The organism is Amycolatopsis solani (genome assembly GCF_033441515.1).
GTDB lineage: Bacteria > Actinomycetota > Actinomycetes > Mycobacteriales > Pseudonocardiaceae > Amycolatopsis > Amycolatopsis solani.
The window spans coordinates 2,693,667-2,719,484 of record NZ_JAWQJT010000002.1 but is presented as its reverse complement, the minus strand read 5'-3'; the positions used below and the strand labels follow the sequence as shown (position 1 = coordinate 2,719,484).

Sequence of the window (25,818 nt, the reverse complement as noted above, 5' to 3'; positions counted from 1 at the left end):
CTCATCTGGAGGGGCCACACATGGCCGAGAACCACCCCACCCGCTCCCGCGGCCTCGCGCTGGCGGTGCTGTGCACCGCGTCGCTGATGGTCGTGCTCGACAGCAGCATCGTCGCGGTGGCGCTGCCCGCCATCCAGGCCGACCTCGGGTTCACCCCCGCCGGCCTGGCCTGGGTGGTCACCGCCTACCTGGTCGCGTTCGGCGGCCTGCTCCTGATCTCCGGCCGGCTCGGCGACCTGCTCGGCCGCCGCCGCGTCTTCCTCGGCGGGCTGGCGCTGTTCACCGTCGCGTCCCTGGCCGCCGGGCTCTCGGAAGACGCGGGCGTGCTCGTCGGCTCGCGGTTCGCCCAGGGCGTGGGCGGAGCGCTCGCGTCGGCCGTGGTGCTCGGGATGATCGTCACGATGTACCCCGAGCCGCGGGCCCGGGCTCGCGCGATCGGCGTCTACAGCTTCACGCAGGCCGCGGGCGCGTCGATCGGGCTCATCGCGGGCGGCGCGCTGACGCAGGCGCTGAGCTGGCACTGGACGTTCTACGTCAACCTGCCGATCGGTATGGTGGCGCTGCTGCTGGCCGTCCGGGTGGTTTCGCCGGACCGCGGGACGGGGGTGCGGGCCGGCCTGGACGTGCTCGGCGCGGTGCTGGTCACCGGGGCCGTGATGCTGGGCGTGTACGCGATTTCGTCCGCGGTGTGGCCGGCGCTGGTGGCGGCGCTCGGGTTGCTGGCCGCGTTCGTGGTGCGGCAGGCGAAGGCGCGGACGCCGCTGCTGCCGCTGCGGCTGTTCCGGATCCGCGCGGTGACCGGCGCGAACCTGGTGATGGTGCTGATGGTCGCCGGCATGCTGGGCTTCCAGTTCGTCACGGCGCTGTACCTGCAGCAGGTGCTGGGACTCGACGCGCTGCGCACCGGGATCGCGTTCCTCCCGGTGCCGCTGGTGATCGCGGTGGCCTCGCTCGGCGTCGCGGACAAGCTCGCCGCGCGGTTCGGGCCGCGGGCGGTGCTGCTGGCCGGGCTCGGGCTGGTGATCGTCGGCTTGGTGCTGCTGACGCGGGTGTCGGGCTCCTACTTCACCGACGTGCTGCCGCCGTTGCTGGTGATGGGCTTCGGCGCCGGCGTGGCCATCCCGGCGCTGATGGGCCTGGCGATGGCGGACGTCCCGGCGGCGGACGCGGGGGTGGCGTCGGGCCTGATCACCACGACCCAGCAGGTGGGGGCGGCGATCGGGACGGCGGTGCTCGCCTCGGTGGCGGCGTCCCGCACGGCGAGCCTGGGCGGCGATCACCGCGAGGCGCTGGCGGCCGGGTTCCGGCTGGCGTACGGGGTGAGCGCGGGCTTCCTGCTGGCCGCGGTCGCGCTGGGGGCGGCGGTGCTGGCCCGCCGGAAGAGCACCGTCCCCGAGACCGAGGCCTGCGTGGCCGGCTAGGCCAGGTAGGTGGAAAGTCCGCGGTGGCCCCGCCGCATCATCAGCGCGTGGTTCGCGCGGAACAGCGGCCGGGCCACCGCGTCGAAGCGCCGCAGCAACTCCTTGCGGGCCTGGACGTCCTGGGTGATCTCCAGCAGTGTGCCCGCGCCCGCCGCGCGGACCGCACCGGCCAGTACCCCGTCGAGGTCGCCGCTGAGCCTGACCCGCATCAGGCCCGTGCGCTCGTCCTGGTGGTCCCGGTGCATCCGGACGACGAGCCGGAACGGCAGCCGGGACCGGCAGACCAGTTCGGCGGTGTCGTCGTCCACGCGGCGCACCGCGCGGACGTCCGACCACCACCGCGGGTAGCCGGCGAGGTCGGTGACCACGCCGAACACCCGCTCGGGCACGGTTCCCGGCAGCAGCCACGTGCTGCGGAACCGGTAGCTCGCGCCCGTCACACCGGGGCCGAGACCAGCTTCCGGCCGTCCACCGTGACGATGTCGACCGACTTGACGTCGTCGGGCGCGACCAGCGCGGACCCGTCGAGCGAGAAGCCCTGGCTCTCCCACTTCTCCGACACCTGCCAGCTGCCGGCGGTCACCGCCTTGCCGTCCTTGGTGACCACTTGGAGCAGGCACTTCTCGCCGGCTCGGACGCCCTTCACACTGACGTTCGTCCGAACCCAGCCCTGGAACGGGCTCACCGACGCGGTCAGCTGCACCCCGGTCGTCGGATCCCGGGCTTCGATGGTCTTCGTGCCGGGCACTTCCGGCCCGGGAAGCGCCTGTGGCGGCGGCTCCGCCGTCTGCCGTCCGACCAGGATCCCGCCGCCGAGCGCGGCCACCACCAGCACCGCCGCCGCGACGAGGGCCAAGCCCCGCCTCGACGTCGAACGGGTGGCCGGTGCCGCCTGTTCCTCGTCGCGCACCCGGCGCAGGGTCTTCTGCAGCAGCAGGTCCCCGCCTTCGGGCGGCCCGTCGAGGAACGCCTCGGGCGGTACCTCGTCGAGCGACTCGCGCAACGCCACGAGCTCGTTCAGGTCGAACCGGCACTGCGCGCAGGTCTGCAGGTGCCGCCGCTCGAAGTCGGCCGCCTCCCCGGGATCGAGCGCGCCGAGGGCGTACGCGCCGAGCTGCGTGTGACTCTCGTCGACCGAGTTCATCGCGCCACCTCCGTTCCGCTCGAAATCATCGCTGCTCTCAGTGCTCTCAGTGCGTAGTACGACCTTGATTTCACGGTACCCGGTGCGACGCCGAGTGTTCTCGCCGCTTCGGCCACCGTCCGTCCCCGGTAGTAGATCTCCACCAGGACCTCTCGGTGCTCGTTCGATAGGCCGTCCATCGCGCCGAGCACCGTCATCGAGTCGACCACGCCCTGGGCGTGATCCCGCTCGACGGCCGGTGTCGGCACGCCTTCGGCCGGTTCGGCCACCTCTTGGGGCCGCGCCGCCCGGGCGCGGGCCCGGTCGGTGACCAGGTTGCGCGCGACGGTCAGCAACCAGCCGCGCACCGAGCCCTTCCCGTCGTTCTGCAAGTCGTCCGCGTGTTTCCACGCTCGGACCAACGTCTCCTGGACCACGTCCTCGGCCGCCGCCCGATCACCGGTCAGCCTCGTCGCGTAGGCCAGCAGGCTCCGCCCGTGTTCGGCGTACAGCTGCCGAATCAAGTCCTCGCCCTTGGCCTTCTTAGGCCGCCTGCCTCCTATGGCCACCCTCGTCCTCCCGACGGTGTTCTGAGTCGGCGAGGACAGTACTGCAACCCGCAGGGCCACCGGCGGTGCGTGCGCCGAGCGCAGCGCGACCATGGTGTTCATCGGCTGCCCGTCCTTCCTCGTTCTGCCCGGAATTCCGTCGGTGGTCAGTACCCGGATCCGCCGGCCTTGCCGCCCGCGGTGATCTTGCTGCCGTCCGGGGCGACCGCGAACCACGTGCCGTTGGCCCCCTGGCCGTTCAGATCGCCCGCGGCCTTGTCGCCCGAGAACTCGTAGAGCGGCCAGCCGTTGAGCGTGATCTGCTTGCTGCCGTCCTTGCGGGTCGTCGTGCCGACCTGGGTGTCCTGGATGCCCTTGAGCATCGGCGTCGCCACCCCGGCGAGCATCGGCGGCCACGCGGTCGCGCACTCGCCGTCGCAGTTGGACGTCGGCGGCTGCGAGAGGTCCTTGTCGAACCGGTAGAGCGTCTTGCCGTCGGCGTCGGTGACCACGGCACCGACCCCGTTGACCGTCGCGACCGCGAGCATCTTGTGCCCCGGCTCCCCGTGCTGCGGCCCTTGGGCGCCGTCGGCCATCTCGCCGCAAGCGGACAACGTGGCGACGGCGACGAGCGCGACGGCGCTGGCGACGACGGGCCGGGTACGGTTCATGACGTTCTCTCCTCGGTGAGGGCGGCACCGCCGTCCGGCGGACCTCGACATGGGGTAACACGGACGGTCGCGAAGAACGGTTCAGCCGGGATCGCGCGCGTTTCGGCGCCACGGCGCGAGCGGATTGGTGCGTCCCGGTGATCGGCACGATCTTGTCGGCGGGCGGGCGCGGTTCCTAAGCTGAGCGGGTTCGCACCGCCGCCCCGCTCGTCCCGGGAGCCGCCGTGTCCGCGAAACCCCTCGTGCTGATCGCCTTGCTGGCCGCTTTGCCGGCCGCGGGCTGCTCGGCGGCGCCCGCGTTCACGGCTTCGCTGACGTCACCCACCGACGTGGTGCTCAGCTGGCCGGACGACGACGCCGGGCACCGCGTCGAGTACGCGAACGACCCGGCCGGGCCGTGGACGACGCTGCGCTTCCTCCCCGCCCACACGACGAGCTACCACCACCCGGACCTCATCCCGGAGACGCCGTTCTACTACCGGGTGCGGCCGTTCACCGGGCCGGTCTCGACGGACCTGCACGCGGCGGCGTCGGGCGACACGGTGACGTTCACGTGGGCCGACCGCTCGAGCGACGAAGCCGGCTTCCTGCTGGAGATCCGGCGGCCGGGCGCGCCGGACTACGACCCGGTCGAGGTGACCGAGCCGGACGTGACGACGTGCGCGCTGTCGCTGCTGCCGGGAGAGGCCGGCTCGGCCTACCGGCTCCGGACGCTGTACTACGGCCCGCCCCTCCCGGTGGTGCACCAGACCACCGGGGAGGAGCGGTGAGCCGTCACTCGGGCGTGAGGACCGTCCGGAGGAACTCGCCCGTGTAGCTGCCTTCGACCCCGGCCACGTGCTCCGGTGTGCCCTCGGCGATCACCGTGCCGCCGCCGTTGCCGCCTTCGGGGCCCATGTCGATGATCCAGTCGGACGTCTTGATCACGTCGAGGTTGTGCTCGATCACGATCACCGAGTTGCCCTTGTCGACCAAGCCGTTGATCACGCCGATCAGCTTGTTGATGTCCTCGAAGTGCAGGCCGGTGGTCGGCTCGTCGAGGATGTAGACCGTCTTGCCGGTCGAGCGCTTCTGCAGCTCGCTGGCCAGCTTGACGCGCTGCGCCTCGCCGCCCGACAGCGTCGGCGCGGGCTGGCCGAGCCGGACGTAGCCGAGGCCGACGTCCACCAGCGTCTGCAGGTGGCGGTGGATGGCCTTGATCGGCTCGAAGAACTCCGCGGCCTCCTCGATGGGCATGTCGAGCACGTCCGAGACGGTCTTGCCCTTGTAGTGCACCTCGAGGGTTTCCCGGTTGTACCGCGCGCCCTTGCAGACCTCGCAGGGGACGTAGACGTCCGGCAGGAAGTTCATCTCGATCTTGATCGTGCCGTCGCCGGCGCACGCCTCGCAGCGGCCGCCCTTGACGTTGAACGAGAACCGGCCCTGCTGGTAGCCGCGGACCTTCGCCTCGGTGGTCGCGGCGAACAGCTTGCGCACGTGGTCCCAGACGCCCGTGTACGTCGCCGGGTTGGACCGCGGGGTCCGCCCGATCGGCGACTGGTCGACGCGCACCAGCTTGTCGACGTTGCCGAGGCCGTTGACCCGGGTGTGCCGGCCCGGCACCTGGCGGGCGCCGTTGAGCTTGTTGGCCAGCACCGTCGCGAGGATGTCGTTGACCAGGGTCGACTTGCCCGAGCCGGACACGCCGGTGACCGAGACCAGGCAGCCGAGCGGGAACGAGACGTCGAGCCCGCGCAGGTTGTGCTCGCGCGCGCCCACGACGGTCAGCTGCCGCTTCTTGTCGATCGGGCGCCGGATCGCCGGCACCTCGATCTGCCGCCGGCCGGACAGGTACTGCCCGGTCAGCGATTCCTTGCTCTTCAGCAGCTTCTTGTACGGTCCACTGTGGACGATGTGGCCGCCGTGCTCGCCCGCGCCCGGGCCGATGTCGACCACCCAGTCGCTCGAGCGGATCGTGTCTTCGTCGTGCTCCACGACGATCAGCGTGTTGCCCAGGTTCCGCAGCCGGGTCAGCGTCTCGATCAGCCGGTGGTTGTCGCGCTGGTGCAGACCGATCGACGGCTCGTCGAGCACGTACAGCACGCCCACCAGACCGGAGCCGATCTGCGTGGCCAGCCGGATGCGCTGCGCTTCACCACCCGAAAGAGTGGCCGACGCGCGGTCGAGCGAGAGGTACGTCAGGCCGACGTCGAGCAGGAAGCGCAGGCGGGCCTGGATCTCCTTGAGCACCGCGCCGGCGATCATCGACTCGCGCTGCCCCAGCTCCAGCTCGTCGAGGAACTGCGACGCCTCCGCGATGGACAGCGCGCAGACCTCGGCGATGGACATGTCGCCGCGGGTCTTGTGCTGCAGGGTGACGGCGAGGATCTCCGGCTTGAGCCGCGTGCCCTGGCAGGCCGGGCACGGCACCTCGCGCATGTAGCCCTCGTACCGCTCGCGCATGTACTCGGACTCGGTCTGCTCCTGGCGCCGCTCCAGGAACGGGATGACGCCCTCGAAGGCCGCGTAGTACGACCGCTGGCGGCCGTAGCGGTTCTTGTAGCGGACGTGGACCTGCTCGTCGACGCCGTGCAGGACCGCCTTCTGGGCGCGCGCGGGCAGGCGCCGCCACGGCGTGTCCATCCGGAAGCCGATGGTCTCCGACAGCGACTCGAGCAGGCGGATGAAGTAGTCCGCGCTCTGCCCGCCGGACCACGGCGCGATCGCGCCCTCGGCCAGCGACAGCTCGTCGTCCGGCACCACGAGCTCCGGGTCGACCTCCTTGCGGATGCCGATGCCGGTGCACTCCGGGCAGGCGCCGTAGGGCGAGTTGAAGGAGAACGAGCGCGGCTCGAGGTCCTCGATCGCCAGCGGGTGGCCGTTGGGGCAGGCGAGGTTCTCGGAGAAGCCGCGGATGCGGTGCGGGTCGTTCTCCGGCAGGTCGACGAACTCGAGCTCGATCAGCCCGTCGGCCAGGCGCAGCGCCGTCTCGACCGAGTCGGTGAGCCGCTGGCGCGAGCTGGACTTCACGCTCAGCCGGTCGATCACCACGCCGATCTGGTGCTTCTCCTGCTTCTTCAGCTTCGGCGGGTCGGTGAGCGAGTGCACCGTGCCGTCCACGACCACGCGCGCGTAGCCCTGCTGCTGCAGGTTCTCGAACAGGTCGACGTACTCGCCCTTGCGCCCGCGCACCACCGGCGCGAGCACCTGGAAGCGGACGCCTTCGTCCATCTCCAGCACCTGGTCGACGATCTGCTGCGGGGTCTGCTTGCTGATCGGCTCGCCGCACTTGGGGCAGTGCGCCTTGCCGGCGCGGGCGTAGAGCAGGCGCAGGTAGTCGTAGACCTCGGTGATCGTGCCGACGGTCGAACGCGGGTTGCGCGACGTGGACTTCTGGTCGATCGACACCGCGGGCGAAAGGCCCTCGATGAAGTCGACGTCGGGCTTGTCCATCTGCCCGAGGAACTGCCGGGCGTACGCCGAGAGCGACTCGACGTAGCGCCGCTGCCCCTCGGCGAAGATGGTGTCGAAGGCGAGGCTCGACTTCCCCGACCCGGACAGGCCGGTGAACACGATCAGGCTGTCGCGGGGCAGGTCGAGATCCACGCCGCGGAGGTTGTGCTCGCGGGCACCGCGAACAACGAGGCGATCAGCCACGCCAGGGTCCTCTCAATGTCTTCTTCAGCTGCGGTCGCCGACCCGGTGTCAGGCTGCACGGGTGGCCGCGATCCATGCTACGAGCCACCACCGACAAAAACGGGTTCCGCGTCCTTGACCTGCGGTTCTTCGGGCTTTCGACGTCTGGTGAGCCACCGGTGGGCCGGGCGTTCGACCCCCGCGGTGACCGCCCAGCCGGCCAGGACGGCGGCGCCGACGACCACGGGGAGCCGCAGCCAGCCGGGGAGGCCGAGGTCGAGCAGGGCGCGGGCCAGGATGTAGCCCAGTTCCTGGTGCACCAGGTAAAGACCATACGAGATGCCCGCGAGCCAGGTGACGGCCGGGGCGATCCGCGCCAGCCCGGGGAACCGCCAGTCCGGGCCGCGGGCGGCCAGGCACACCAGCAGCAGGAGCACGGCGAACCCGATCGTGGACGGCCAGCGCAGCGCGTCCTGCGGCAGCGCGACGTGGAACGGGAAGACCTGCAGGTCCTGCGCGGCCACGGCGGCGGCGAAGAAGAGTGCGATGTGCCACGTCCGGAGCCGGCGCCGCGACCACAGCCAGATGGCGACGCCGATGGCGAAGACGTGCAGCCGGTGCAGGCCCAGCCCGTAGAAGAACGTCTCGGCGACCGGGCTCGCCGTCCCCGGCGGGAAGACCAGGAAGCGCAGCGCGAGCGGCACCAGGATCAGCGCCCAGAGCAGGGCGACGGTCAGCCGGTGGGTGCGCCACGACCGCGGCCACAGCAGTGCCGCGCCGGTGAAGGCCATGAGCTGGACGGGCAGCGTCCAGTAGGAGCCGTCGAGGTAGTAGAACGCGCCCGAGCGGATGCCCCACTCCTGCACCATGCCGAGGTTGGTGACCAGGTCCAGGCCGGTCGGGATGTACCAGGGCGAGGGGTTCGACGGCGGGCCCTGCGGCACGCCGAACAGGAACCCGGTCACCCCGGGCGGGTAGGGCAGGCCGCTGAAGGAGATGGCGGCCCACCGCGTCACGACGTAGGTCAGCAGGACGGCGACCAGGTAGGCCGGCACGAGGCGCGCGATGCGGTTCCACAACCACCGGCCCGGATTGCCCTTGCGGAGGCTCGCGCAAACGAAGAAGGCGGAGATCACCAGGAGGATCGCCGCACCGAACTGCGCTGTCACCCGGAAGGGGTACCCCGTGAGCTCGGGGTGGAGCAGGGCGCCCTGGTGGGTGACGTGCCCGAGGATCACCGCGAGGACGGCGACGACGCGGAGGAGGTCCCAGCTGATCCGGCGCGGCGTCGGGGAGGTGGGCACGGTCGTCCTGAGGTCGGGCTGGCTGGGGGTCGCCGTGAGCCTACGTGGCGTGGCGGGCGCGCGCTTGTGCGGGTGGAACCGGTTGGAGCGAAACGACTACCGTGTGCACGGTGAACACCGTGGACACCTACACCGGGCACGTCGACCCGGGCGGCGACGCCACCCGGCGGACGCTGGACGAGCTGACCATCACCAAGCTGTCCGTCGGCCCGATGGACAACAACACGTACCTGCTGGTGTGCCGGGCGGACAACGAAGCCCTGCTCATCGACGCGGCGAACGACCCGGAGCGGATCTCGGACCTGATCGGCCACGGTCCGGACCGCCCGGCGCTGAAGACGGTGGTGACGACCCACCAGCACCAGGACCACTGGCAGGCACTGGGCGCGGTGGCGGGGGCGAACGGCGCCAACACGGCGGCCCACCCGCTGGACGCTTCGCCGTTGCCGGTCCCGCCGGACTTCCTCGTCGAGCACGGCGACACGCTGTCCGTGGGGCAGGTCACCCTTTCGGTGATCCACCTGCGCGGCCACACCCCGGGGTCGATCGCCCTGCTGTACCGCGACCCGGCCGGCCACCCCCACCTGTTCACGGGAGATTCGCTGTTCCCGGGCGGCGTGGGCCGGACGACGTCGCCGGAGGACTTCGCGTCCCTGCTGGACGACGTGTCGTCGCGGATCTTCGACGAGCTGCCGGACGAGACGTGGTTCTACCCGGGCCACGGCGACGACTCGACGCTGGGCGCGGAGCGGGCGAAGCTGGAGGAGTGGCGCGAGCGCGGCTGGTGACCCATGAGAGATGATTCGCCCACGCTGGAGACCTGGCTGGCCGAGCTGCGCGCGTACGCGGACAGCGCGGCCAGCACGGTGCTCAAGCGGGTCTGGAGCTTCCCGGACGAAGCGGCCCGGGACGAGTTCGTCGCGACCGCGGGCGAACGCCCGGACGCCGAGTTCGACCTGGTCCTCCGGCATCTGCTGATGCCGTCCTGCGCAACGCCCGCCGACCACTCGCGGCTGGCCTCGGCGCGGGCCACGGGCACCACGGGCGGCGATCCCCACTTCCGGCGGATCGAGGCGTTCTACGCGAACCGTTCCGACCAGCCGCCGTGGGCCGGGATCCGGTGGGTGCTCGACCTGCTGCCGGACCACCCGCATTCGGCGTTGCAGGCGACGGAGGCGTACCTGGTGGCGCACGCGGGAGCGATGCCGCCGGCGGTGGCGCACGCGACCGACGACGCCGAGGCGCTCATCCGGGCGCGGTACATCGGCCTGCCCGGTTCGGTGGAGGCGCGACGCGAACTACTTGGCGGGCTGGGTGGGCGGGAGTTGTCCCGGCTGGCCGGGTCGTTGTACCCCGGTCAGGCGGTCGAGTGCCGGCCCCTACGGGTCGGCGTCGACGTGGTGCGGTCGGTGCTCGCGGCGACGGGCGAGTGCGTGGTCGTGACGGCGAGCACGTTCACGCGGGCGGCCGAGGAGCTGGCGGGGAAGTCGGACCGGGTGACGCTTGTGGCCGGGGCGAAGCTGGTGGGCCTGCTGGACGAGCACCTCGGCTGGGACTGGCCGCTGCGGCTCGAGCACCTGACGCGGGAGCCGGTCGGAGCGGCCGGGTAGCGCACGGCGAAGGGGGAGAACGGAGTGAACCTCGAAGACGCGTTCACCGTGGTCGATACGCCGGTGCACCTGCCGGGGCAAAGCGACGACGCCCTGATCCGGCAGATCCGGAAGCGCAAGGAGTTCAGCGCGCCTCGCAAGGCTCTCTCCCCCGCGGCCGGCCTGGCGGACGGCATCACCCTTCGTCCGATCGAAGCCCTGCACTGGCTCTCCTACGTGACGCGGCCGCGGTACCAGGACGACGTGCTCGACCAGTACCTGTGGTGGGGCCTGCTGCGGTACCTGGGCTTCTTCGCCCACGACTACTCCCACTCCCGGTCGCCGAACCTCGCGCTGAGCCCGGCGGGATGCCGCATTTCCGGCAACCAGCGGCGAGTCACCTCCGAAGAGATGGGGATCGGCTTCGGCGCCGCTTTGGCAGCGCGCTGGTTCGACGGCACCAGCGCCGCGACGCTGCGCTCAGTGGTCGACATCGACGTGGCCTTGGACGCCCGCTTCGTCTTCGGGCCGAGCGCGGCGGTCCAGCACATCGGCACCCGGCGCGCCGACTACCTCCTCATCGGTGCCGACCGGCACGACAGCAGCCGATACGTCCTGCGGGTGCTCGAATGCAAGGGGACGAAGAACGCCGGCAACGCGGTGGCCCAGCTCGCTCGTGCCGTCGGCCAGCTCGACGGGGTCACCGTCGGCGGCCGGGTGCCACCGGGTCTGGCCACCGCCGTGATCACCGGGGAAAGCCGCACCTCGTACCTGGCGGTGGACCCGGGCGACGACGACGAACCGTCCTACGCCTTGGACATCGAGACGATCGATCGCGGCCGGGGCTTCCGCTTGGAATCCGACCGCGAGGACGTCTCGGCGGCCGAGATCGCCAACGCCGCCGTCCGAGCCTCCTGGGCCGTGCTCGCCGACTTCGGCGGCAACGTCGACGCGATCCGGCGGTGGGCCCCCGACGTGATGCGGAACCGGATCGAACGACAGCCGCGAGACCGGGTGACGTTCGAGACCCCGATCGGCACCGCGCGCGGCACCAGCCTCGAGTTCCGTTTCGGCGGCGAACGGCTCACCGTCAGGTACGGCATCGACGAGTCGGTCGACGACCAGCTCAGCGACGGGCTCGCCGGCGATGTGGTGGCGGCGCAACGAGCGTTCGCCGACCGGCTCGAGCCGGGAAGCCGGCGTCGGGTGCCCGAATCACCCGAGGTGCTCTCCGCGACGGCCGACGGGACGATCTTCTCCCTGGTCCGCCGCTGACACGTTCGGAGCAACCGGGTAACGATCCCGGACTTCGGGCAACTCCCCGGACGAACCGGACGTCCCCTTCGCACCCAGCGCTGGGACTTCCACCCGGTTCTCTCCGCCAGGAGGCCCACCATGTCCAGACCCACACAGCGCGCGCTCGCCGCCGTCACGCTGCTTCTCGCCGGAACCATTGCGGCCGCAAGTCCGGCGCAAGCCGCTGATCCCGTCATCCCGGTCATGACGAACATCCGGACCGGGCTGAACACCGGTTTCGACCGGATCGTGCTCGACCTCGGTGCCGGTCCCGCGCCCGCCGTCAGCTACCAGCTCGTCGACGAGCTCACCGCCGACCCGTCCGGGGAGATCGTCTGGCTCACCGGCGAATACTTCATCAACGTCACCGCCACGCCCGCCGCCGCGCACAACGCTGCCGGGAACCCGACCTACACCGGGCCGCAGAAGTTCCGGACGCGGAACCTGCGCAACGTCATGGCCGTCGCCGTCACCGGGGACTTCGAGGCGCACCTGTCCGTCGGGCTCGGGGTGCGGGCTCGGAGCGCGGTGAACGTCTTCACGCTCACCGCGCCCAACCGCGTCGTGATCGACGTGGCCTCCTAACCGCGTTCGTACGGGATCTTCTCCCCCGCCTCGACCGCGAACGGCAGGTTGTTGCCCGCCGGCGGGAGGGGGCAGGTCGCGAAGTCGGTGAACGCGCACGGGAGGTTCACCGCGCGGTTGAAGTCCAGCGTCACCGAACCGTCCGCTGCCGGCGCGCCGACCGGCAGCGAGCGGTTCGCCGCGTACGTCGTCACGCCGCTCGTGCCGTCGGTGAACAGGATGCTGAGGCCGCCGTCCTTGCCGTTGAACGCCGTCAGCGTGTGCGACTCCCCGTCGCGGGAAAACCGGACCACGCCCGGCGCCGTGTAGACGTGGCTGAGGCCTTCCACGACCGCGCCCACGGTCGTCGGCCGCGGCTCGTCGAAGGGCTCGAACCGGCCGTCCAGCACCCACGACGGCGACGGCTCGTACGCCGGGATGCCGTGGAACTCCCGCAGCACCTCGGCCTTCGGGTCGTGCACGCGGATCAGGTACCCGGACCGGCGGGCCACCTCGATCTCCACGTCGCCCGCCAGCACGCGGGTGCCCGCGCCGCTGTTGACCAGCTCGAACCGCCGCACCTCGGTGATCGGCGCGCCCTCGTGCGTCAGCGAAGCGCCGGCCGGGTCGACGTACGCCGCTTCCGCGTCCTGCCACCAGCGGCCCGGGATGCCGGGGTACTCGCGCGGGGACTCGGTCAGCCAGTCCAGCGACACCAGCGCCAGCCAGCCGTGCGGGGCGGCCAGGTCGGCCTCGCGCCGGGTCTTCCAGTCCTGCCACTCCTGCGTGAACGTGCTCATCGCGGGCCCCTTCCCATCGGCTACGACGGTGCCAACCCACCGCCGCCCGCGGTATTCCGCGTCCCAGTATCCGGACCCGGGCCCAGCCAGGCGATTTCTCGCTCGCCGCCGGCCGGCACGACGACCCGCCGGAAACCCGGGTCGCCGGGCAGCGCGGTGTGGAAGCGATCGGAGACGATCAGCAGCAGGTCCAGCTCCGGCGCCGCCGCGATCGCGGCCTTGAGCACCTCGGCCGCGCACAGCCAGGTCGCCAGCGCCACCGCGGCGCCGCCGAAGTAGGGCGGGCGCAGCACGACGTCGCCGTGGTCGGCCGCCATCCGCAGCCGGAGCCTGCCGAACTCGTTGAGGTGGCGGTTGCGGCGCCGCAGCGCGCCGTCCAGCAGCGCCACGAGCTCCCGCGCGACCCAGCCGTGCGGCACCGTCGGCGGGATGATCAACGTCGTGGCGTCGCCTTCCGCCCGGCGGAACCAGGTCGGCGTGCGGTAGGGCACCGGGACGGCTTCGAACACCTCGTCCAGCACCGCGTCGAGGGTGACGCCGAGGTGCACCGCGCGAGCCGTCCGCCCCCGGCTCGGTGCGACGATCCCGAGCCGGACGACGGTCGCGGTCACCGGATCGGTGCGCACGGCCCGCTCAATCCCCTCCGGGATCGGCCGACCACTGCAGTCCGTAGCTCAGCCCCTGGTGCAGGTCGTGGAACTCGAGCCCGACCTCGCCGAGGCTGTTGACCGTCAGCGCGTCGCCGGAGTCGGTGCCGTCGTCGATCACGCGGCCGGGCACGCCGTTGAGCCGCCACACCCGGGACGGCGGGACCTCGCGGTCGAACCGCACCCGTACCGAGAACTTCTCGCAGCGCCGCAACGGCGTCATCACGTAGTACGGCCGCAGCGAAGTGCGCTGCGGGGCGAAGCGGATGCCGTATTCGTGCCGCTGCCCGAGCCGCAGCGGGCTCGGCAGCCGCATGACGAACTGGGCGTGGCTCGCCGAAACCTGGCGCGATTCGACGATTTCGCCGCCGAACAGCACGTCGGCGGCGATGGCGGGCACCGGGTCGATGCCCGGCTCGGCGGGCACGCTGAACGACAGCACCAGCTCGTCGAGCTCGTCGACCTCCGCAACGATCCGGCGTTCCTCCTGCAGGTCCGGCGGATCGCGGTCGAGCCGGAGCATCGCCTTCATCGACTCGACGTACCAGCCGGCCAGCGGGTGCAGGTCACGCTCGCGCGGGGACGCGCCGAGCAGCTCGTCGAGCCGCCGGAACGCGAGGTCGATCCGGCGGCGCGCGGTGCGCGGGTCACGGTCGAGGACGCTGGCCAGCCACGAGATCCGCCGGTCGAGGAACTCGCCCGCCGCCTCCTCGTGCAGGCCGAGCGCCGCCAGCGCGGCCAGCCGCAGGTCCGCGGGCAGCCGGCCGCACAGCTCGGTCAGCCGCAGCACGACCTTGTGCCGGGCGTCGGCGGGCGGGTCGTCGTCGGCGATCTCGCAGGCCGCTCGCAGGCAGGGGCCGATCCGCTGGTGCAGGTCGGCCGCGTCGAGCCCGCGGCCGCGGCGCAGTTCGTTCAGTTCGCGCACGAACGGGAACGCGTTCTCCGACGTCATCCCACCTCACTTCCGCGCCGCCGGTGGAAAGAGCTGTTCACATTACCAGCGGCCGAGGGCGGGGGTGACGTGACAAATCCCGGACACGCGCATTCGCGGAATGCCCGGCCGGCCGGCCCCCCGCGTGCCGGCCGGCCGGGTTCCCTCCGTGGGTCAGCCGGCCCCGAAGATCAGGGCCCAGATCGAGTGGCTTTCCATCACACACCTCCTCATCGCAGCACCAAGGCCGAGGTGGAGAGCGGCGCGGAGTCGTGGCAGGCTCCCCGCGTTTCCGGCGTTCGCGGGGAAAACCCGCGACAGCACCGGCCACGAACGCGGCGGAGACCGATTTCACCAGGGGCGAAAACTTGCGGTGACGTTCACGACGAGCACTCCCGGACCTCGCTCGAAAATGAAATCCGGCCGGTGGCATCGCATTCTTTTCCCGGCCGGGTTCCAGGATCGCCGGGTCGCGGCGGTCGTCAGATGCCCGCTGTCACTGCCCTTGTGTGCCGTTTGGCTCAGAACGGGCGAAGGCCTGCAGCACGCGCAGCTTGCGGATGAGGATCCGGCGGCGGCCGGTCTCGACGATCCCCCGCTCGCGCAGCACGCGCAGCGCCCGGGCGACGGTCCGCCGGGCGGCGCCGACCTGCGCGGCGATGTCGGTCTGCGACAACGCGGCCTCGATGACCACGCCCTCGGGGACCGACCGTCCGTGTTCTTCGGCCAGCCGCAGCAGGTGCACCGCGACCCGCCGGGTGACGTCGAGGGCCGCCGAGTCGACCCGGGCGGACTCGGCGTTGCGGAGCCGGGCGGCGACGGTCTTGATCGTCGCGATGGCGATCTCGGGCCGGGCGTGCAGGACGTCGATGAACTGCGCCCCGGTCAGCTGGAAGACGGTGCAGGGTTCGATCGCGCGGACCGAGGCCGTGCGCGGGCGCCCGGTCACGGCCGCGAGGTCGCCGAGCACCTCACCCGGGCCGCGCAGGCCGAAGAGCACCTCGCGGCCGTCCTCGACGATCGCGGACACCCGCACCCAGCCGGAAACCAGCACGTGGACGTGATCGGAGGGGTCGCCCTCCATGAGCACGACGTCGTTCGCGCGGAACCGCCGCCGGGTGCCCCGGGCGAGCAGGTACTCGCGATCGGCGTCGGCGAGGTAGGCCAGGAGCGCGCCATCCGCCGTGTCGTCGTGCCCGTTCATCGCCCCGAACTCCCGCTCCGCTCCGGATGCCCACCGTAACCCGGCGTGGCGGCGTTCGGCGAGCACCGCAACCGATAGGGTCGCCGCGTGGACGTGGAGATCTACACCGACGGCGCGTGCAGCGGAAACCCCGGACCGGGCGGCTGGGGCGCGGTGCTGCGCTACGGCAAGCACGAGCGCGAGCTGTACGGCGGCGAGGCCACGCCGACGACGAACAACCGGATGGAGCTGACCGCCCCGATCCGGGCGTTGGAAACCCTGACGCGGCCGTCGCAGGTGCGCGTGTTCACCGACAGCACGTACGTGCGCAACGGCATCACGCAGTGGCTGCCCCGCTGGAAGAACAACGGCTGGCAGACGGCGGCGCGCGAGCCGGTGAAGAACGCGGACCTGTGGCAGCGCCTCGACGCGGCGATCGGCGGGCACCAGGTCGAGTGGCTGTGGGTGAAGGGCCACGCGGGCCACCCGGAGAACGAACGCGCCGACCGGCTCGCGGTCCGCGGGGCGCAGGAGGCGCGGGAGTCCGGGAAACCGGTCAACGCCGGTTAGTCCCGAGTGGACGGTCGTGGCACAATTCCCCGGTGCCTCCCGTCCCGTGCCCGTGTGGTCTCGCCGAGTCCTACGCCGCCTGCTGCGGCCGGTTCCACGGTGGCGCGCTCGCCGCGCCGACGGCCGAACTGCTGATGCGGTCGCGGTTCAGCGCCTTCGCCGTCGGCGACACCGCCTACCTGCTCCGGACCTGGCACCCCGGCACCCGGCCCCGGCACCTCAGTCTCGACGAAAGCCAGCAGTGGACGCGGCTCGAGATCCTCGGCCGCACCGGTGGGGGCCTGCTGCACACCGAAGGCACCGTCGAGTTCCGGGCGCACTACCGCCACCGGGGCCGGGACGGCTTCCTGGAGGAGAACAGCCGCTTCCGGCGTGACGACGGCCACTGGGTCTACCTCGACGCCGAAGCCTGAAACCCGTCCCGCGCACCGCCGTCGTCGTGCTAAACAGTGCGGCGATGGGAAAACTGACGCGCCGCGCCCGGGCCAGGGCGGACTACCTCGGCTTCCTCGGCGCCCGGGAATGGCCGCTCGCCGCGTCCGGGCTCGGGGTGCTGCTCGGGGTCGTCACCATCCTGCCGAGCGCCATCGGCGTGGTGCTTTCGGTCGTGGCGCTCGCGCTCGGCGTAGCCACCTTCACGCGGGACGTGCGGCTGCTGCGCCGCCGGTGGGCCGGGTTCGAGTTCACCGCCATCGCCGCGCCCTTCCCCACCGCCGAACTCCCGCCGCCGCCCGCCTACCCCGAAGCCGCCTACCTCGCCGTGCCCGCCCGCGGGACAGCGCTGGTCAGCGCCGCGATCGACCGCGCCCTCTGGGAAGAGCGGCACACCATCGAGGTCGCGGAAGAGCCGTACCGCCTGCCGCCGTCGCTGAAGGCGACCGCGCCGCACGTCCTCCCGCTGCGGGCCCGCGGCCGGCTCCTGTTCAACGGCCCCGTCGTCGGCCTGCGCGGCGACCCGCTGCCGGCCGCCGGTGCGCGGCCGGCGCCGATCCGGTTGCACCGCGCCCGGTTCTTCGACGCCGTCTGCTCGAACGAACTCGGCACGCTGCGCATCACACGCACCGAAACCGGTGAGGAGTACGACCTGCGCAAGGCCGAGCTCACCGACTCGGCCGGTGCGCTGCGCGAGCTGAGCGGCAGCTCGCTGGCCGACCACGTCGGCGTCTCCACCGTCGCCTTCACCACCGACGGCAAGCTCGTCACCGTCCGGCAGTCGGCGCTCAACGCCGTGAGCGGGCTGCTGCTCGCGCCGTCGGGCAGCGGCTCGCTCGAACCCCGGGACCTGCGCACGCCGGACGGTGGCGCGCGCCGCGCCCTCCACACCGCCGTCCGCGCCGGGATGGAACGCGAATTGTGCGAGGAAAGCGGGCTCGCCCCCGTGGACGTCCGCGAGACGAAGGTCGTCGGGTTCGCCCGCTGGATGGAGCGCGGCGCCAAGCCGGAGTTCTTCGGGCTGACCGAGCTGGCCGTCGACAGCACGGAGGTCGCCCGGCGCCGCCCGGTCAGCGGCGAACGGCTCTACAGCGCCGGCCTGACGCTCTTCGACGTCGACCTCCCAGCGGTCGGCGCCGCGCTCTCCGCCGGTGTCCCGCTCAGCGAGGCACTTCCTCAACGGCTCTGGGAAGACGGTTCCCTGCCGCTCCTGCTGGCCCTGCGCGCCGCCGCGGCGTGGCAGGCCGCCCGGGTCTGACGAAACGCCCCTGTTCTCCGCGTGATCGGCCCGCTACGATCGTCCGCAATTGTTAGGGAACTTTACTAACGAAACCTGTCCCTCGCCGCCGCGGTGCCTAGGAGGCGCGCTAGTGAGCTATCGGCAGAAAAGAACCCGCACCCTACTCGTGGCGGCCACGCTGGCCGTCGGGGTGAGCGGGGCGACCGTCCCGGCGGCGACCGGGCAGGAGCAGGTGCGGGCGGCGGTCACCGCCGCCGCCCCGGCCACCGCGGTCCCGGGCTTCCTCATCCAGACGTCGGCGCAGGTGAGCGACGACTCCGCGGTCTCGAAACCCGGTTACAACACGAGCGGCTGGTACCCGGTCGGCCCGCGCGCGACCGTCTACGCCGGTCTGCTGGCCAACGGCAAGTACGCTGACCCGTTCTATTCGACCAACATGAAGAACGTGCCGGCCGCGGACTTCCAGGTCCCCTGGTGGTACCGCACCGACCTCACGGTCACCGACACCACCCAGCGCACCTACCTCGACTTCAGCGGCGTGCTGTCCAAGGCCGACGTCTGGGTCAACGGGACGCGGATCGCGGACAAGTCCCAGGTCAACGGCGCCTACACCCGGCACGACCTGGACATCACCGCGCAGGTGAAGGCGGGCACGAACAGCATCGCGTTCAAGGTCTACCCGAACGACCCGAACAAGGATCTGTCGATGGGCTGGATCGACTGGGCGCAGACCCCGCCGGACCAGAACATGGGCATCGTGCGGGACGTCCTCGTCCGGCGCAGCGGCCCGGTGGCGCTGCGCGGCGGCCACGTCGTCACGAAGCTGACCGGGCTGAGCCACGCCGACCTGACGGTGAAGGCCGACGTCCGCAACGATTCGGCGAGCGCGGTGAGCACGACGGTGTCCGGCACGGTCGCCGGCAAGGCCATCAGCCAGACGGTTTCCCTGGCGGCGAAGGAGAAGAAGACCGTCACGTTCGGCGTGGTCGGGATCGACAACCCGCAGGTCTGGTGGCCGGCCGGGATGGGAGGGCAACCGCTCTACGACCTCGATCTGGCGGCGAACGTCGGCGGCACGGCATCGGACACCTCGCACTCCAGCTTCGGCGTCCGCACGGTGACGGCGAACAAGAACTCCAGCGGCGGCCGGGCGTACACGATCAACGGGCGCCCGCTGCTGATCAAGGGCGGCGGCTACTCGCCGGACCTGTTCCTGCGCTGGAACGAGCAGTACGCGGCGGACAAGCTCGCCTACGTCAAGGACCTCGGGCTCAACACCGTGCGCCTGGAAGGACACATCGAGCCGGACGAGTTCTTCGACCTCGCCGACAAGATGGGCGTGCTCACGCTGCCCGGCTGGGAGTGCTGCGACAAGTGGGAAGGCCAGGTCAACGGCGACGAGAAGGGTGACCCGTGGACGGCCGCGGACTACCCGGTCGCGAAGGCGTCGATGACCGCGGAGGCCGAGCGCCTGCGCGACCACCCGAGCGTCATCTCCTTCCTGATCGGCAGCGACTTCGCGCCCGACGCGACGATCGAGAAGAACTACCTCGACGCGCTGAACGCCGCGGACTGGCCCACCCCGGTGGTCCCGGCCGCGTCGGCGAAGTCGTCGCCGCAGCTCGGGTCGTCGGGCATGAAGATGAACGGGCCGTACGACTACGTGCCGCCGAACTACTGGTACGACAAGGCGCACACCGACCTCGGCGGCGCGTGGAGCTTCAACTCCGAAACCAGCGCCGGGCCGGACATCCCGACCATGGACACGCTCAAGCGGATGCTGTCCTCGAGCGAGCTCGACACGCTGTGGAAGAACCCGTCGGCCACGCAGTACCACCGGTCCTCGTCCTCGACGTTCGGCAACCTCAAGCTGTTCGGCGACGCGCTGACCGGCCGCTACGGCAAGCCGGCGAACCTCGACGACTACGTCCGGAAGGCGCAGCTGGCGCAGTACGAGAACGTCCGCGCCGAGTTCGAGTCGCACTCGCGCAACTTCAGCGACGCCTCGAACCCGGCCACCGGGATCATCTACTGGATGCTCAACAGCGGCTGGACGTCGCTGCACTGGCAGCTGTTCGACGCCTACCTCGACCAGAACGGCTCCTACTTCGGGGCCAAGAAGGCGAACGAGCCGCTGCACATCCAGTACTCGTACGACACCAAGTCCGTGGTGGTGGTCAACCACAACCACGACGCGGCTTCGGGTCTCACGGCGTCCGTGAAGTTGTACAACCTGGACGGCACGGAGAAGTTCAGCCAGTCCAAGGCCGTTTCGGTGGGTGGTGACGGGGCGAAGACCACCGCGCTGACCATCGGCTCGGTGAGCGGGCTGTCGACGACGTACCTGGCGAAGCTGGTGCTCACCGACTCGGCGGGCAAGGAGGTCAGCCGGAACGTGTACTGGCTGTCCACCAAGGCCGACACGCTCGACTGGGGCAACAGCGACTGGTACTACACGCCGACGACGTCGTACGCGGACCTGTCCGGGCTGAACGGCCTGGCCCAGGTGTCGCTGGGGTCGACCGCCACCACGACCACCAACGGCGACGGCACCACGACGACCAAGGTGACGCTGACGAACCCGGCGTCCGGCAAGGTGCCGGCGTTCTTCGTCGACGCGCACGTGGTCGGCGCGGCGGGCGCGCCGGTGCTGCCCGTGCGGTGGACCGACAACCAGGTCAGCCTCTGGCCGGGCGAATCGACCACGCTGACGGCGACGTACCGGACCGCGGACCTCAAGGGCGCCAAGCCGTCCGTGCGGGTCGCGGGCTGGAACACCGGGACGAAGACCATCCCGGCGGACGGCACGGTCACCCCCGGCACCCCGGCCGACTACCAGGCCGAGGACGCGGCGATCACGAACGGCGTCGCGGAGTCGAACCACGCCGGCTTCACCGGCACCGGGTTCGTCAACTACGACAACGCGACCGGCAGCGCGGTGGAGTTCACGGTGAACGCGGCCGCGGCGGGCAGCGCGAACGTCGTCCTGCGGTTCGCCAACGGCACCACGGCGAACCGGCCGATGGACATCTCGGTCAACGGCACCAAGGTGGCGTCCGCGGTGGCCTTCGGCGGCACCGGCACCTGGGACACCTGGCAGACGGTCACGGTCCCGGTCACCCTGCCCGCGGGCACGTCCAAGATCAAGGCGACGGCGACGACCGCCAACGGCGGCCCGAACCTCGACAAGATCACCGTCTAGCGCCCGGGTCCGAGGGCGGCACTTTCGTAGGGAAAGTGCCGTCCTCGGTCAGTCCCAGAGCAGGCGCTGGGCGCGGTCCGGGTCGGACACCGTCGTCGAGACGTCGTCGAAGAGGCGCGTGACGCGGTCCGAAGGCGTGTAGCGCGGCCAGCCCGGGTCGCCGGTCGCGATGAACCGGACCCAGGCCGTGAACATCCCCGTGGCCATCGCCTGCATCCGCTCGGCCGGGAACGCGCGCCCGGCGAAGAGGAACCGCCAGTTGCGGTTGCGGATGTCGTCGAACACCAGTGGCAGGTCGAGCCCGTGCGGCGCGCCGAGACCGCGGCCGCGCGGGGCGATGCGCCAGTCCAGCCGGTACATCCAGGCGTCCCGCTGCTTCTCGGCGAAGCGGATCGCCGGGATCCACCAGTCGCCCGCGGTCAGCGCGCGGTTGCGGACCTGCTCCGCGGGCCAGTCCGGCAGCAGCTCGGCGTAGGCCTCGACAGCCTTTTCCGCCGAAGGGGCGTCCAGCATCGTCGAGCCGACGCCCAGCAGCTTCGCGCCGCCCGACTGCAGCCAGCTGAACAGGTCCTCCTCGTCGGCCGTCGTCCCGATGAGCAGCGGGACCTCGCGGACGGCGTCCAGCGGGCGCTCGGGCAGCAGCTCGTCGCCGACGACCACGCGGTAGGTCACCTTGGTGCCGGACACCGCCGAAACCCGTTGCTGCGCTTCGAGAATCCGCGTCACCGGCAGGGTGGCGAGGTCGCCCGGGGCGGCATCGAGCTCGGCCAGCACCGCCGAGGCGATCGCGGCGCCTTCGGCCGGGGTGTGCACGACCGACCCGACGCCGGTGCCGCTCTGCACGATCGCCCGGTGGACGAGCCCGCGCGTGGCGGGCACCGCGAGCAGCGTCCCGACCGTGCGGCCGCCGTTGGACTGCCCGGCGAGCGTCACCCGGCCCGGGTCGCCCCCGAACGCCGCGATGTCGCCTCGCACCCATTCCAACGCGGCGACCTGGTCGCGCAGGGACAGGTTGGAATCGGCGACGCCGGGCAGGTGCAGCATCCCGAGGACGCCGAGCCGGTAGGCGACGGTCACGACGACCACGCCGGCGCGGGCATACGCGGACGCGTCGAACTGGTGCGGCGCGCCCATCACGCCGCCACCACCGTGGATCCAGACCAGGACCGGGTACGAGCCAGGGGCCGCGGGCGCGTAGACGTTCACGTAGAGGCAGTCTTCGTCGCCGGTGAAGCCGCGTCCGGTCAGCTCCGGCTGCGGCGCCCGCGCGGCCCACTTCGTCGCGTCGCGCTCCCCGGACCAGGGCCGTGCCGGCCGGGGCGCGCGGAACCGCAGCTCCCCCACCGGCGGCTCGGCGTAGGGGACGCCGAGGAACGTCCGGACCCCGTCGTGTTCGGTCCCGCGCAGCGCGCCGGCCGCGATCTCCACCGTCGTCACGCGGCCCAGCCTACGAACTCGCCCGCGAGCGCGCTCCGGCGTGGTGACCACCGGGCTGGCCCGGTGACGCCCGTCGCGACCCGGGGGTGATGATTACCCCGTGCACATCGCGGCAGAGATAGTGGCGCTGGTCGTGACCGTCCTCGTCGTCAGCGCCCTCGCGCGGCGGCTGGACTGGTCCGCTCCGCTGTGCCTGATCGTCGTCGGCGTCGTCGCCTCCTACGTCCCCGGCGTTCCCGAGTACCACCTCGACCCCGAGGTCGTGCTGCTCGGCCTGCTGCCGCCGCTGCTGTACTCGGCGGCCATCCAGACGTCGCTGGTCGACTTCCGGAAGAACCGCGGGGCGATCGGGCTGATGTCGGTCGGGCTGGTCGTGTTCACCGCCATCGGCGTCGGCCTGGTCGCCTGGGCGGTGATCCCGGGGCTCCCGCTGGCCGGCGGCATCGCGCTCGGCGCCGTCGTGGCGCCGCCGGACGCGGTCGCCGCCAGCGTGGTCGCCCGCCGGGTCGGCATGCCGCGCAAGCTGATCCGGCTGCTCGAAGGCGAAAGCCTGTTCAACGACGCCGCCGCGCTGGTCGCCCTCCGCACGGCCATCGCGGCGCTGGCCGGGTCGGTCAGCCTGTGGCAGGTCGGCGCCGACTTCTTCCGCGCGGCCATCGGCGGCGCCGTGGTCGGCCTGGTCGTCGGGTTCGTCACGGCGTTCATCCGCGCCCGGCTGAACGAGCCGGTGCTCGACACCGCGCTGTCGTTCGCCGTCCCCTTCATCGCCTACATCCCGGCCGAGGCGATCCACGGCTCCGGGGTGCTCGCGGTCGTCATCGCCGGGCTCATCCTCGGGCACAAGGCGCCCCAGATCCTGTCCGGCTCGACCCGGCTGGCGTCCCGGCTGAACTGGCAGACCATCGCGTTCCTGCTGGAGAACATGGTCTTCCTGCTCATCGGCCTGCAGCTGCGGCGGATCCTCGCCGAGGTCGGGGAGAGCGGGCTGTCCCTGGCCATGCTGACCTGGATCTGCGTCGCCGTGCTCGGCGCGACCATCCTCACCCGCGTGCTGTGGATGGCCGGGATCGGCACCGTGAAGCGGCTGGAGCGGCGCCTGCTGCCGGGGAAACCGCGCGCGAAGATCTGGCCGTGGCGCTACTCGGCCGTGATCGCCTGGGCGGGCATGCGCGGCGTGGTCACGCTCGCCGCGGCGTTCGTGCTGCCCGCCGACACCCCGCAGCGGGCCGTGCTGGTGCTCGCCGCGTTCGTCGTCGTGGCCGGCACCCTGGCCGTGCAGGGCATGACGCTGCCGCCGCTGATCCGGAAGCTGCGCCTGCCGCGCCCGGACCCGGCGGAGGACGCCCTGCAGGAGGCGGCCGTCCTGCACGACATGACCCGCGCGGCGCTGACCAGGCTCGAAGAGATCCGCACGGACGACGACCCGCCGGAGGTCATCCAGCGCCTGCGCGACCGGCTGCAGCACCGCGCCGACTCGGCGTGGGAACAGCTCGGGCGGCAGAGCGCGCTGGCCGAGACACCGAGTGACGCCTACCGCCGCCTGCGGCTCGAGCTGCTCGACGTCGAGCGCCGCCAGTTCCTCACGGCCCGTGACACCGGCAGCGCCGACGACGACGTCCTGCGCAAGGTCCTGGAACGGCTCGACATCGAAGAGTCCATGCTGGACCGCGACGAGGCCGAGCCCGACGTGGAGGGCCGCGAGCTGCGCACCCCGGCCGCGACGGCCGGTTCGTGCAAGCACCTGGCCCACGAGTGGGTCGAGAAGGACCCGAGCTCGCCCGACAGCTGCGCCGCCTGCGTGGCCGAGGGGACGACCTGGGTGCACCTGCGGATGTGCCTCAAGTGCGGCAACGTCGCCTGCTGCGACTCTTCGCCGCGCCGCCACGCCACGCAGCACTTCCACGAATCCCGGCATCCGGTCATGCGGAGCTTCGAGCCGGGCGAGACGTGGCGATGGTGCTTCGTGGACAAGCAACTCGGTTAAGGTCGGGGCCATGAGCACGCCCGAGCAGGAGATCGAGTACCGCCAGCACCGCTTCAGCCCGCCGCCGGGCTCGACGGAGATCTTCCTGGTGCGGCACGGTGAATCGGCGCCTGCTCGCGGGGACAACCCGTTCGAGCTGGTCGACGGCCAGGCCGACCCGGAGCTCGCGCCCGACGGCCGCGACCACGCCCGGCGCGTCGGCGACCGGCTGGCCGGCGAGCGGATCGACGCGATCTACGTGACGACCCTGCGCCGCACGGCCGAGACCGCGGCGCCGCTGGCCGAGAAGCTGGGGCTGACCCCGGTCGTCGAGCCGGACCTGCGCGAGATCCACCTCGGCGACTGGGAGAACGGCCTCTTCCGGAAGTACACCACCGAAGGCCACCCGATCGTCGAGCGGCTGTGGGACGAGCAGCGCTGGGACGTCATCCCGGGCGCGGAGTCCGACGAGCGCTTCGGCGCCCGCCTGCGCGGCGCGCTGACGCGGATCGCGGCCGCGCACCCGGACCAGCGCGTCGCGGTGTTCACCCACGGCGGCGTGATCGGCGAGGTGTTCGCGCAGGCCTCCCGCGCGGTCGAGCGGTTCGCGTTCCTCGGCGCGGACAACGGCTCGATCTCGCACCTGGTGCTGCACGGCGACACGTGGATCATCCGGCGCTTCAACGACACCGCGCACCTGGCGACGCCGCTCGGCTGAGCTCAGACGGCGCAGCTGAAGAGGCGTCCGGCCTCGGCCACGGCCTTCTCGGCGACCACGACGCCGTCGACGACGATCCGGCAGCGCAGCTCGCCGGGCCCGGGGTTCTGGGCGGCGATGCTGTAGAACTCGGTGCGGTCGGCGGGGCCGGTGCGGGTGAACGTCACCGACCACGGCGTCGTCACCTCGGCCCGCTGCGCGAGCGCCGAGCCCGCGGCGGCGTAGGTGACGTTGCGGGCGCCGTCCGGGCCGAGCAGCTCGTAGACGACGGTCCGGTGGACGGTCCGCACGGCGGCGGGCGCGACCGGCGCGGCCACCGGCGCGTCCTTGGCGGGACCGCGGGCGGACCGCGGCACGACGAACGACGTCACCGCGAAGGCCGCGGCGAGCACGCCCAGGACCACGACGACACTCCCGGCCGTCCGGGCCCGGTGCTCACGGGTCGCGGTGGGAACACCCATGGAGAGGTCTTCTCTCGTCGCGCGCACTTCCGTCGAGTGCGTCGCCTATATCTCGCCGTGACCTAACTCCGCGTTAGCCGCCCGTGCTGAGAAGTCCAACTTT

The 25,818-nt window shown here is 71.8% G+C and carries 24 protein-coding genes; 12 read left to right on the top strand and 12 right to left on the bottom strand.

Going from position 1 to position 25,818, the window contains the following annotated elements:
- The first annotated feature begins 20 nt into the window (after positions 1-20).
- Positions 21-1,421, top strand: coding sequence for an MFS transporter (locus SD460_RS32980; RefSeq protein ID WP_290054022.1), 1,401 nt, complete (start codon positions 21-23; stop codon positions 1,419-1,421).
- Here the strand turns inward: SD460_RS32980 and SD460_RS32975 are convergent.
- The 4 genes from SD460_RS32975 to SD460_RS32960 all read right to left on the bottom strand — a co-directional run bounded on the left by SD460_RS32975 (position 1,418) and on the right by SD460_RS32960 (position 3,763).
- Positions 1,418-1,861 carry an SRPBCC family protein gene (locus SD460_RS32975; protein ID WP_290054021.1) on the bottom strand — a complete coding sequence of 148 codons (444 nt, stop codon included), beginning with the start codon at positions 1,859-1,861 and terminating at the stop codon, positions 1,418-1,420. The two genes, SD460_RS32980 and SD460_RS32975, sit on opposite strands and share 4 nt — an antisense overlap.
- Positions 1,858-2,565 carry an anti-sigma factor family protein gene (locus SD460_RS32970; protein WP_290054020.1) on the bottom strand — a complete coding sequence of 236 codons (708 nt, stop codon included), beginning with the start codon at positions 2,563-2,565 and terminating at the stop codon, positions 1,858-1,860. The genes SD460_RS32975 and SD460_RS32970 overlap by 4 nt, the downstream gene beginning before the upstream one ends.
- A complete protein-coding gene (locus SD460_RS32965; RefSeq protein WP_026469270.1) occupies positions 2,562-3,113 on the bottom strand; it encodes a sigma-70 family RNA polymerase sigma factor in 552 nt (183 codons plus the stop codon). Before SD460_RS32965 ends, SD460_RS32970 begins: the two co-directional genes overlap by 4 nt.
- Before the next feature lie 146 nt (positions 3,114-3,259).
- On the bottom strand, positions 3,260-3,763 hold the full coding sequence (locus tag SD460_RS32960) for a hypothetical protein (protein WP_290054019.1): 504 nt from the start codon (positions 3,761-3,763) through the stop codon (positions 3,260-3,262).
- Between the two features lie 224 nt (positions 3,764-3,987).
- On the opposite strand from SD460_RS32960, the gene SD460_RS32955 reads away from it, so the two are divergent.
- Complete coding sequence (locus tag SD460_RS32955; protein ID WP_290054018.1) at positions 3,988-4,533, top strand: fibronectin type III domain-containing protein; 546 nt, start codon at positions 3,988-3,990, stop codon at positions 4,531-4,533.
- Between the two features lie 4 nt (positions 4,534-4,537).
- Here SD460_RS32955 and uvrA read toward each other — a convergent pair whose 3' ends face one another.
- Together uvrA and SD460_RS32945 are read right to left on the bottom strand one after the other, a co-directional pair.
- A complete protein-coding gene (uvrA, locus tag SD460_RS32950) occupies positions 4,538-7,399 on the bottom strand; it encodes an excinuclease ABC subunit UvrA (protein WP_290054016.1) in 2,862 nt (953 codons plus the stop codon).
- A gap of 77 nt (positions 7,400-7,476) precedes the next feature.
- Complete coding sequence (locus SD460_RS32945; RefSeq protein WP_290054014.1) at positions 7,477-8,682, bottom strand: acyltransferase family protein; 1,206 nt, start codon at positions 8,680-8,682, stop codon at positions 7,477-7,479.
- Between the two features lie 110 nt (positions 8,683-8,792).
- Here SD460_RS32945 and SD460_RS32940 point away from each other — a divergent pair, with 110 nt between their 5' ends.
- The 4 genes from SD460_RS32940 (at position 8,793) to SD460_RS32925 (ending at position 12,152) form a co-directional block, all read left to right on the top strand.
- Positions 8,793-9,470, top strand: a complete 678-nt coding sequence (locus tag SD460_RS32940; RefSeq protein ID WP_290054012.1) for an MBL fold metallo-hydrolase — start codon at positions 8,793-8,795, stop codon at positions 9,468-9,470.
- A 3-nt stretch (positions 9,471-9,473) separates the two neighbouring features.
- A complete protein-coding gene (locus SD460_RS32935; protein WP_290054011.1) occupies positions 9,474-10,292 on the top strand; it encodes a restriction endonuclease in 819 nt (272 codons plus the stop codon).
- 24 nt (positions 10,293-10,316) lie between these two features.
- Complete coding sequence (locus tag SD460_RS32930; RefSeq protein WP_290054009.1) at positions 10,317-11,546, top strand: hypothetical protein; 1,230 nt, start codon at positions 10,317-10,319, stop codon at positions 11,544-11,546.
- A gap of 120 nt (positions 11,547-11,666) precedes the next feature.
- On the top strand, positions 11,667-12,152 hold the full coding sequence (locus SD460_RS32925; RefSeq protein ID WP_290054007.1) for an AMIN-like domain-containing (lipo)protein: 486 nt from the start codon (positions 11,667-11,669) through the stop codon (positions 12,150-12,152).
- Here SD460_RS32925 and SD460_RS32920 read toward each other — a convergent pair.
- The 4 genes from SD460_RS32920 to SD460_RS32905 all read right to left on the bottom strand — a co-directional run bounded on the left by SD460_RS32920 (position 12,149) and on the right by SD460_RS32905 (position 15,713).
- Positions 12,149-12,931 carry a DUF1684 domain-containing protein gene (locus tag SD460_RS32920; RefSeq protein WP_318307197.1) on the bottom strand — a complete coding sequence of 261 codons (783 nt, stop codon included), beginning with the start codon at positions 12,929-12,931 and terminating at the stop codon, positions 12,149-12,151. The two genes, SD460_RS32925 and SD460_RS32920, sit on opposite strands and share 4 nt — an antisense overlap.
- A gap of 20 nt (positions 12,932-12,951) precedes the next feature.
- The gene (locus SD460_RS32915; RefSeq protein WP_290054003.1) at positions 12,952-13,557 is read right to left on the bottom strand and encodes a hypothetical protein; all 606 of its coding nucleotides are present in this window, start codon (positions 13,555-13,557) and stop codon (positions 12,952-12,954) included.
- Between the two features lie 7 nt (positions 13,558-13,564).
- On the bottom strand, positions 13,565-14,530 hold the full coding sequence (locus SD460_RS32910; protein ID WP_290054001.1) for a hypothetical protein: 966 nt from the start codon (positions 14,528-14,530) through the stop codon (positions 13,565-13,567).
- A gap of 475 nt (positions 14,531-15,005) precedes the next feature.
- Positions 15,006-15,713 carry a Crp/Fnr family transcriptional regulator gene (locus SD460_RS32905; protein WP_125312355.1) on the bottom strand — a complete coding sequence of 236 codons (708 nt, stop codon included), beginning with the start codon at positions 15,711-15,713 and terminating at the stop codon, positions 15,006-15,008.
- Positions 15,714-15,800: 87 nt separating this feature from the next.
- On the opposite strand from SD460_RS32905, the gene rnhA reads away from it, so the two are divergent.
- From rnhA to SD460_RS32885, 4 genes are all read left to right on the top strand, one after another.
- On the top strand, positions 15,801-16,262 hold the full coding sequence (rnhA, locus tag SD460_RS32900; RefSeq protein WP_290053998.1) for a ribonuclease HI: 462 nt from the start codon (positions 15,801-15,803) through the stop codon (positions 16,260-16,262).
- Positions 16,263-16,294: 32 nt separating this feature from the next.
- Positions 16,295-16,675 carry a YchJ family protein gene (locus SD460_RS32895; RefSeq protein ID WP_290053997.1) on the top strand — a complete coding sequence of 127 codons (381 nt, stop codon included), beginning with the start codon at positions 16,295-16,297 and terminating at the stop codon, positions 16,673-16,675.
- A gap of 44 nt (positions 16,676-16,719) precedes the next feature.
- A complete protein-coding gene (locus tag SD460_RS32890; protein WP_290053995.1) occupies positions 16,720-17,952 on the top strand; it encodes a hypothetical protein in 1,233 nt (410 codons plus the stop codon).
- A 112-nt stretch (positions 17,953-18,064) separates the two neighbouring features.
- A complete protein-coding gene (locus SD460_RS32885; protein ID WP_290053993.1) occupies positions 18,065-21,136 on the top strand; it encodes a glycosyl hydrolase 2 galactose-binding domain-containing protein in 3,072 nt (1,023 codons plus the stop codon).
- Between the two features lie 48 nt (positions 21,137-21,184).
- Here SD460_RS32885 and SD460_RS32880 read toward each other — a convergent pair whose 3' ends face one another.
- The gene (locus tag SD460_RS32880; RefSeq protein WP_290053991.1) at positions 21,185-22,573 is read right to left on the bottom strand and encodes a carboxylesterase/lipase family protein; all 1,389 of its coding nucleotides are present in this window, start codon (positions 22,571-22,573) and stop codon (positions 21,185-21,187) included.
- 100 nt (positions 22,574-22,673) lie between these two features.
- On the opposite strand from SD460_RS32880, the gene SD460_RS32875 reads away from it, so the two are divergent.
- Positions 22,674-24,557: a Na+/H+ antiporter gene (locus SD460_RS32875; RefSeq protein ID WP_290053989.1), complete on the top strand. Its 1,884-nt coding sequence runs from the start codon at positions 22,674-22,676 to the stop codon at positions 24,555-24,557.
- A gap of 10 nt (positions 24,558-24,567) precedes the next feature.
- On the top strand, positions 24,568-25,254 hold the full coding sequence (locus tag SD460_RS32870) for a histidine phosphatase family protein (RefSeq protein ID WP_290053987.1): 687 nt from the start codon (positions 24,568-24,570) through the stop codon (positions 25,252-25,254).
- A 2-nt stretch (positions 25,255-25,256) separates the two neighbouring features.
- Here SD460_RS32870 and SD460_RS32865 read toward each other — a convergent pair whose 3' ends face one another.
- Positions 25,257-25,715, bottom strand: a complete 459-nt coding sequence (locus tag SD460_RS32865) for an MmpS family transport accessory protein (RefSeq protein ID WP_290053986.1) — start codon at positions 25,713-25,715, stop codon at positions 25,257-25,259.
- Positions 25,716-25,818 lie beyond the last annotated feature (103 nt).